The organism is Candidatus Igneacidithiobacillus taiwanensis (assembly GCF_031962545.1).
GTDB lineage: Bacteria > Pseudomonadota > Gammaproteobacteria > Acidithiobacillales > Acidithiobacillaceae > Igneacidithiobacillus > Igneacidithiobacillus taiwanensis.
Genome location: NZ_JAVRKK010000104.1, coordinates 1 through 7,887 on the forward strand (window position 1 = coordinate 1; position 7,887 = coordinate 7,887).

The following is a 7,887-nucleotide window of genomic DNA, read 5'->3' on the forward strand; positions in this document are numbered from 1 at the left end:
GGTCGGCGCCGCGCCTGACGCGTTGTCTGTTGACACGGACCCCGGCTTCTGGAATAGTACGCCGACCAGAAAACGGGGCCATAGCTCAGCTGGGAGAGCGCTTGAATGGCATTCAAGAGGTCAGCGGTTCGATCCCGCTTGGCTCCACCAATTAAAATAGCCTGTCCTGACATTGTCATCCTTCAGGAATAACACTTCCAATTTCCCAACTTTTCTATTCGTCGCAATTGCGATGAATTTGGATGAATCGCAACGAATCCCGCTCTGGCAGCCGTCCGGCAGCAAACATCTTGATAAGGCCTATTTTTAGTAAGCAATTAGGGTTTCCTATTGCACGACAGGAAAGCAGCAATAGCAGAAAGCATCAGCCAACCGGCAACATACGAGTTGTCGTAGAAGCTGACTGGAACAACATAGACTCGTCTTGAGCATGCAACAGGTGGTGCATTTGGACGAGGTGCATGCGTTACTGTGCTTCACGCCTTCCTGATGCCCCTCGCAAGAGGAGTCGTTCTCCCGCTTTGGAGCTGTAGTTTTTCAGAGGTCAGCCAAAATAGTCTCTCGGGTTGATGTCTTACGCAGCGGGATCTACATACTGCAAAAAACGAGCGATGGTATGGGAGCGGTAGGGGGCTTTGGGGGCAACCAGATATAGGGTCCAATGAATAGGGTCGCCTAATCGACGGCTTTCGATTGCCCAATCGGAGCGGTGGCGTAAGGCGGTACTGGTGATGAAGCCGATGCCGAGTCCAGCCGCTACCGCGGTGCCCATGGCTTCGACACCGTTAACCTCAATGCGAATGGTGGGCTCGATGCCAACCTTCCGGAATTCTTGCAGCATGCGCTGGCGAATGCCCGATTGCTCCTCGCGCCAGACCAGCGGCTCGCCTACCAGATCGGCCAAACCTAAGCCGGACTTTTTGGCGAGGGCATGCCCCTTGGGGAAGATGGCGAGAATCTCGTCCTCGAGCCAGGGCCTGGCGTCATAGTGGGGCGGTAGTCCCGTTATCGGCGCACCCTCTTCCAGGAAGAAGAGATCCCAGTCCATCAGAGAGTATTGAGACCAGTCCGTGATTCCACCCCGCAGCCGTAGTTCTATCTCGGGGTAATCCTGCCGAAAACGCACCAAGTATTGCGGCAGAAAATAGTTGGCTACGGTATTGGTGGCGGCAATCTTGAGAACACCTTCCTGTAGCTGTTTGCGGCGCTGGACCATGTCTGCCCATTCCCGCTTGAGATCTCGAAGGCGACGGGCGGGGCCGAGATAGGCCTCTCCCGCCGCCGTCAGGCGAACTCCGCGCCCAATACCATAATATAAGGGTTCGCCCGCTAGCTCGGTAAGTCGTTGCAGACGTTCAGAAATTGCTGGTTGACTGCGGTGGAGGATTTGGGCGGCTTTGCTCACGCTGCCGCTCTCGGCTACCGCCAGAAAGGTTTCGAGGAGTTCCAGGGAAAGGGTAGATATCGTCATGACCGATAGTTTCTATCATAACTTCCTATTGGTCCGATAGCGTTTCCATTGCTAGGCTCCGCCCTGGGTTTTTTTAAGGCCACTATGCTTCGCTTTCTCCATCGTCAACTCCATACCGTCAGCGCGCACGCGGCCCCGGGGCGCTTCCTGGCCGTCAATTTGGCCATTGGCCTTGGACATTTTCTGGTGCTTTTCAATGGTGGCGCCTACCTGCCCATGATCCCTCGGGTCATTGCCTCCTTGGGGCGCAATATGATCTATGGCGACTGGACCCAAGATCTCTACTTTTTGGCTTTGGGTTTGGGCCTGCCCCTCGGGCGTTGGGTCAGCCAACGCTTTGGTGATCGCAATGGATTGCTCTTTTGCCTGGCGGCGATTTTCTGTGCCTCGCTGACCAACGCCACCACCCGCGAGTACGCGCCTTTTTTAGCGGCTCGGATCATTGCCGGCCTCGCGGGAGGTCTCAGTATTCCTCTCTCACTGAACATCCTGCTGCGCCACTACCACAGCGATCGGCGGGATCATGGCCTGCTGCTTTGGGGTATTGCCGCCATCACGCCCTTTGCCATCGGCCCGTTCGTTGGCGGTTGGATCGATGATGCCTGGGGTTGGCGCTGGCTGTTTATACTCAACCTGCCCATCCTGCTCTTGAGTTTTCTTGGGATATGGCTATGGGAAGCGCCGGAGCGTCGTGGGGAAAGGCCAAGCATGGATTGGCTGGGTTATGCCCTTTTGGTGGTGAGCCTACTGAGCCTGGAAATGATCGGTAATCTGGGGAGCAAGGACGACTGGTGGCGCTCCTCGGAAATTCGCCTGCTTGCCGGCCTTGGGCTCGTCTTTTCGATGGCGACGATTTGGTGGTGTCGACGACAATCTCTGCCGGCATTGGATTTGGGAAATTTTCGATACACCAATTTCCGGGTGGCGGCCGTCGGGGTGTTTTTGACCGCCTTGGTGTTTCAGGGCACCTTGGCTTTGCTCATCGTCCAGTATCAGCTGAGCTTTGGCTACAGCGCCCGCGCCATCGGCGAGATACTCCTCAGTCTCGCCATTTTTGCGCCAGTGAGTGCTACTTTTGCGCACTGGTATCTTGGGCGATACGATCCACGCCCCCTGGCATTAGCGTCTCTGCTCCTTCTGGCTGGGGCTGCCTTTTGGCTATCGAGTTACGATCTCCCGGTCTCGCCGAGCCGTATTGCCGAGCCCCCAATGCTGGTGGGCTTGGGTCTTGGCGGGGCTTTTGGTGCCTGGGCTCGGATGGGTCTTTGGGGGCTCTCCGGCCCAGCAGAGCAGCGCGCTGCCGTGGCGTTGAACCTCTTGCGCAGCACTGGTCAGGCCCTGGGTATTCCACTGGTGGCCGCCCTCTGGGAACGGCGTTTAGACCTCCATCGTCATTTTCTGGTAGAAGTGCAGGGCAGCAATCTAAGCTTTTGGCAGGCGGCGCAGCGCCATTTTGCCCACCTGCCCGGACTGCTGGCAGCATCGGTACGACAGCACGCCGCCATGCTTGCCTTCAATGAAATTTTTTATCTTGCGGGATGGGTTTTTTTGCTCCTTGCGCTGTGGAGTCTGCTCGCGCGCGCGCCCAGGGTACAGAGCACCGAGAGTGCTGCGGAGCAAACGGCCATTGCAGAACTGGTCGAGCCATGAAGATGCGCTTGGCTGCGATACTGTCATGCGTTGTGGTACTGATGACTGGCTGCGCTCGCCTGCCGGAGCATTTGCCCAAGAACCCAGCGGATCAAGCAGACCTGCGCATTCCACGATCCGCAGACATGGCCACGACGCCGTGGCCTGCCGCACAGTGGTGGCGCAGTGCCCAAGACCCCGAGCTCGACCGGTTGGTAGACGCTGCCTTGCAGCAGAACCCAAATTTGCGTGCGGCGGCGGGCAAGGTGCTGCTGGCGCAAGCCGATGTCGGTACTGCCCGCTCCCGGCTCTTGCCTCATTTTGATGCTAGTTTGGCACTGACCCAGCAGTATTTTTCGGCCCAGGGTCTGCATCTCAGTGCCAATGGCACCAGCAATACCTTTGGCGAAATCAATCCCCTTGTCGTGCGCTATCATGTGGATCTCTGGGGGCAGGATCGCGACCTGGTACGGGCGGCCCGCGGGCAGCTAGCCATGACCGAGGCGGAGGCCGCCCAGGCGCGATTGCTGGTCAGCACTGCGGTTGTCGTCCAGTATTTTGCGCTCGCCGGTGACCTGCGCCTGCTGCGAGAGGCAGAGCATTTGCACGCCCTGCAAGAGCGGGCCGAGGGTGTAGCCGAAGGCGGCTTTCGCCAGGGATTGTCTAGCGCAAGTCCGGTACATGCAGAGAAGCTGGCTGTGGCGCAGTCGGCGGAGCAGGTTGCAAAATTTCGGGCAGCCGTTGCTGCCGAGCGCCACGCGCTGGCTGAATTGTGCGGCGCTGGGCCTGCTATGCAGATAGCCGGCAAGGCGCTGGCAACCCAGGCACTCGTCCCGCCGGCGGGACTACCCAAGGAACTCCCTCTGCGCTTATTGGCTGGGCGTCCAGATGTCGTCGCCGCCCGTTGGGCAGTGCAAGCGGCTGCGGCCGAGGTGGGGGCGGCACGGGCTGCCTTTTATCCCAACATCAATCTTCGCCTCCTGGCCGGTTGGGACAGCATTCACCTTGGCGATCTGTTTGCGCCCGGGAACTTCGCCCACGCTATCGGTCCGGTCATCACCCTGCCAATTTTTGAGGGCGGTGCCCTGCGCGCGCATCTCAAGGCGCAGAATGCCGCGTTTTTGATCGCTCAGGATCGGTATCGCAGCACGCTCCTGACCGCGTTGCGGGAAATTGCCGACCGCCTGAGCACGGCGCAGAAACTGCAGCGGCAGGATCAGGCCCAGCAGACCGCGGCAGCAGCGGCACGGGAGCAGTCGCAATTGCAGCAGCAAGCCTGGCGCCAGGGCTTGCGTGACGAACTGCCCAGCATCGAAGCGGAAATTACGCGTATACGGGTCAGCCAACGACAAACGGCCATCGTCACGGCACGCTGGCAGAATTGGGCCTTGTTGGAATCTGCGTTGGGCGGGGGATATTTGGAGAAAACAAAGGATGACTGAGGTGCCAGTAGAAACCCTCCAAGCGTCGAATCGTTCGCGTCGCAAGTATCTCCTAGTGGGCTTGGTGCTGGCGTTGCTGCTCATGGGCTGGGCCGTCTGGTGGGTGCTGATCGGCAGTCAGCGCATCTGTACCAACGATGCCTATGTAGAGGGCAACATCACGCCCGTTCAGGCGCAGAGCGCCGGTACGATTCGCCACGTCTATGTGGAAAGCACCGAGTATGTGCGCGCGGGCACCATTCTCGCGAGCCTCCAAGGAGACCGCAGTCTACTTGCCCTACGAGCCAGCGAGGCCGCCTTGGGGCGAACCGTACGGCAACTGCGTCGGGAATTTGCCGCGGTACACGAAATCCAAGGAAAACTTCGTGCGCAGCAAGCCCAGCTCGGCAAGCTTCGAGACGATCTGCAGCGCTATCGGGGGGCAGCGGGGAGCGGTGCCGTAGCCGCTATCCAAATCGCCAATACGGGGCAAGATATGGCCGCACTGCAGGCAGAGATGGCGGCAACGCAAGCCAAACTCCAGGCAGCGCAAGCGCTCGTTGGCGGTACCACCTTGCAAAACAATCCCCAGGTGCGCGCGGCGGTGGCAGAGCTAGAACGCCGCTACATCGACTGGGCACGGCGCGATCTACGGGCGCCCGTCAGCGGTTTCGTCGCTCAGCGCTCAGCCTATCCGGGCCTGATGGTGCATCCGGGCGAACGGCTCTTTACCATCGTACCCTTGGACGATCTTTGGGTCGTGGCCAACGTCAAAGAGACGGAAATGGCGCAACTGCGGCCCGGGCAGCCGGTGCGGCTGGAGAGCTACTATTACGGCAGCCGAGTTCTCTACCACGGTGTTGTGCAAGGACTGGTACCGGGAGCGGGGAGTGCCTTTGCCGTGCTTCCCCCAGAGAACGCCACGGGCAACTATATTCATATCGTGGAGCGAGTGCCGATCCGTATCGCCCTCTTGCCCGCGGAGCTACGCCGTCATCCTCTGCGCCCGGGTCTTTCCATGATTGCGCAGATTGCCATTCATGACGCAAAAGGAGCCAAGACCGTACTGCAACCCATCACGCAAACACCAACACGAGGCTACCGCACGCAGATCTACGCTGGCGAGCTGGCACAAGCGCGGCACTTGGCACGCGCGATCATCGCGAAAAATGCATAAAGATTTTGGGAGCGCAGAGTTTACAGGAAGGCAGATGTGCTGCTGCGCCGAGGTTGAGAGAACAGACACCAATCGATATCCATTCGCGTTCTCCTTTAATACCCGTAGATGGAGCGGTCGTACTTCCGTTGCGCCTTGTACATCCTCTTGTAGTATTTGCGTCGTGCTTTCCAATAGCGGTGGTCCGCCTTTCGCTGACGCTTTTCCCAGTGTCGCTCCCAGTGTGCCTCTTTTCGGTAAGCCCGCCAGGAATACGCGGGACTGTAGCCATTGGTATACAGGTCCTCTCCGGGAGGTTGCCCCCATACGTCAGGGGGCATGTTCAACGCGAAGTTGAGCGTATCGGCCTGCACAGTACCGAGACCTATCGCCGCACAGCCCAAAGAAACCAATACGATCCCTAACGATAGAATTCGGTTACAACGTCTTCTCTGCATCATTTGTCTCCGATCGTCCCGCTGGGTACCCAAGCAGGAAAGATGCCAACCGGAGGAAACCCACTGCAATCGCAGAAGATCCGCTGATTCCTACTGATAAGATATCTCCGGTCTAAGCTTCTGAAACCCACCGCCGTCTCCACCAGGCGACAACTCTGTGGGAAACTACGGGTGGTTTGAGAGGGCCCTACCAGTAATTCTCGAAGAACATGGCGGTTTTTGTCTCTGGCACGAGGATTGCTCCCATGTCTCGCAAGCCGCAAGATCAGGAGTGATCCCATGAAAAAGAATCGACTATTTGTTTTATTGGTGGGCACGACCAACCAGTATGGTAACACCGCAGGTGGCTTACGCGGTGCCGTCGGTCTTGGCGATTCCTTTTAAGCATTCCTACGCAGAATTAAGGAGTCTTCCATGTTGAAGTCGCCAAAGAAAACTCTGCTCTCGCTATTGCTGGTATCGAGTCTTGGTTGCATTGTGAGCGCAAATGCCGACCCATTGAATTTCAGTCTGGACTTGGGTGGGCCTGGGTATGCAGTAGGGTTTTCCAATTACCCGCAGTACAGTTTTTGGACACCACCTCCAGTATATGGGGAATACTATCCGCAGCCGCTCTACGCCCAGTACCTCATGTGGTACTACTACCCCCAATACTACTATCAGTACTACCCAGCGCCGCCACCCCCGCCCCCTCCGGGGGCACCGCCTCCGCCCCCGCCGCCGCCAGGCGCCCCGCCCCCACCGCCGCCAGGGGCATATTTTGCGGGGTTAGGCATTTCGCCACCCCCACCTCCACCGCCAGGGGCACCACCCCCGCCACCACCGGGAGGGCCACCGCCGGGAGGGCCACCGCCGGGAGGGCCACCGCCGGGAGGGCCACCGCCGGGAGGGCCACCGCCGGGAGGGCCACCGCCAAGATAGGCTTAACAAGAAGCCCCCGCGCCTCGACTCGGGGGCTTCGCCTTTTCCCAAGTTGGGGCCCCCCGCCGCCGGAGTATACCCCCGACTGGTTGGCCGACGTCCCGTTTTAGGCGGCACCGAGTCTAAGCAGTACCCCGAAAACGAGAGGATACACCGGGAGAAGCGCCCCCGGAGGGAGCCCCCATCCCTAGAGTGTGTGTAGTACGATACAACATACTATTACCTATCGTAGGCACCCCTTGGCGCGGAGGGGTAATGCTTGCTCTCGTTCTTCGTTGCAGCCATTACCGGCCCGCGAATTTGGCCTACGGCCAACCGCTTTGCTATTCGCTAGGGCCGGTATCTAGGCTGCCGAAGAACTCAAGAGCAAGCCTCCCCTCCAACCGCCGCCGGGGGTGCTGTGCAACTTGGCGGCGGGGGAATCGCTGGTTGTCCTTGTGCCTCAGAATCTAAGAGCAATAGCCCCGGCTGTTTTGGGTGCCGCAGAAAAGGCGGCATCGATGCCCGCTTTTGGGGCGGAACTAGCGCCCCGATTTTGGCCTACTGTTAGCCTACTGGAAGCGATAACGGCGAAAAAAAGGAGTTAGCTGTTACCGTAACAGCTTGATTTTATTGGTGCCGGCAACAGGAATTGAACCCGTGACCTTCTGATTACAAATCAGCTGCTCTACCTGCTGAGCTATGCCGGCGTGGCCTTGGATTATATTGCTCTGCGGGCTTTTCACCAAGGGGCTGTATGCGTCCACCACCTTTGGCACTGTGGTAGATGTTGGAGGAGGAAGGATAGCGGTGGTTTCTGTCCGAGTCGATGGTGTGGCCGTTCGGCGTTGT

Annotated in this window: 5 protein-coding genes and 2 tRNA genes; 4 read left to right on the top strand and 3 right to left on the bottom strand. The window is 58.8% G+C overall.

The genetic code is table 11. From position 1 onward, the window contains the following. The first annotated feature begins 74 nt into the window (after positions 1–74). Positions 75–150 (top strand) — tRNA-Ala (locus tag RTI30_RS11020). Between the two features lie 424 nt (positions 151–574). Here RTI30_RS11020 and RTI30_RS11025 read toward each other — a convergent pair. Continuing rightward, positions 575–1,471 carry a LysR family transcriptional regulator gene (locus tag RTI30_RS11025; protein ID WP_312263271.1) on the bottom strand — a complete coding sequence of 299 codons (897 nt, stop codon included), beginning with the start codon at positions 1,469–1,471 and terminating at the stop codon, positions 575–577. 84 nt (positions 1,472–1,555) lie between these two features. Here RTI30_RS11025 and RTI30_RS11030 point away from each other — a divergent pair, with 84 nt between their 5' ends. The 3 genes from RTI30_RS11030 to RTI30_RS11040 are packed head-to-tail and all read left to right on the top strand — an operon-like array spanning position 1,556 to position 5,698. Further along, positions 1,556–3,121 carry an MFS transporter gene (locus RTI30_RS11030; RefSeq protein WP_312263270.1) on the top strand — a complete coding sequence of 522 codons (1,566 nt, stop codon included), beginning with the start codon at positions 1,556–1,558 and terminating at the stop codon, positions 3,119–3,121. 41 nt (positions 3,122–3,162) lie between these two features. Continuing rightward, positions 3,163–4,542, top strand: a complete 1,380-nt coding sequence (locus RTI30_RS11035) for an efflux transporter outer membrane subunit (protein WP_312263269.1) — start codon at positions 3,163–3,165, stop codon at positions 4,540–4,542. Beyond that, positions 4,535–5,698, top strand: a complete 1,164-nt coding sequence (locus RTI30_RS11040; RefSeq protein WP_312274854.1) for an efflux RND transporter periplasmic adaptor subunit — start codon at positions 4,535–4,537, stop codon at positions 5,696–5,698. Before RTI30_RS11035 ends, RTI30_RS11040 begins: the two co-directional genes overlap by 8 nt. Positions 5,699–6,763: 1,065 nt before the next feature. Here RTI30_RS11040 and RTI30_RS11045 read toward each other — a convergent pair. Further along, positions 6,764–7,051, bottom strand: a complete 288-nt coding sequence (locus RTI30_RS11045) for a hypothetical protein (RefSeq protein ID WP_312263267.1) — start codon at positions 7,049–7,051, stop codon at positions 6,764–6,766. A gap of 618 nt (positions 7,052–7,669) precedes the next feature. Beyond that, positions 7,670–7,745 (bottom strand) — tRNA-Thr (locus RTI30_RS11050). Positions 7,746–7,887 lie beyond the last annotated feature (142 nt).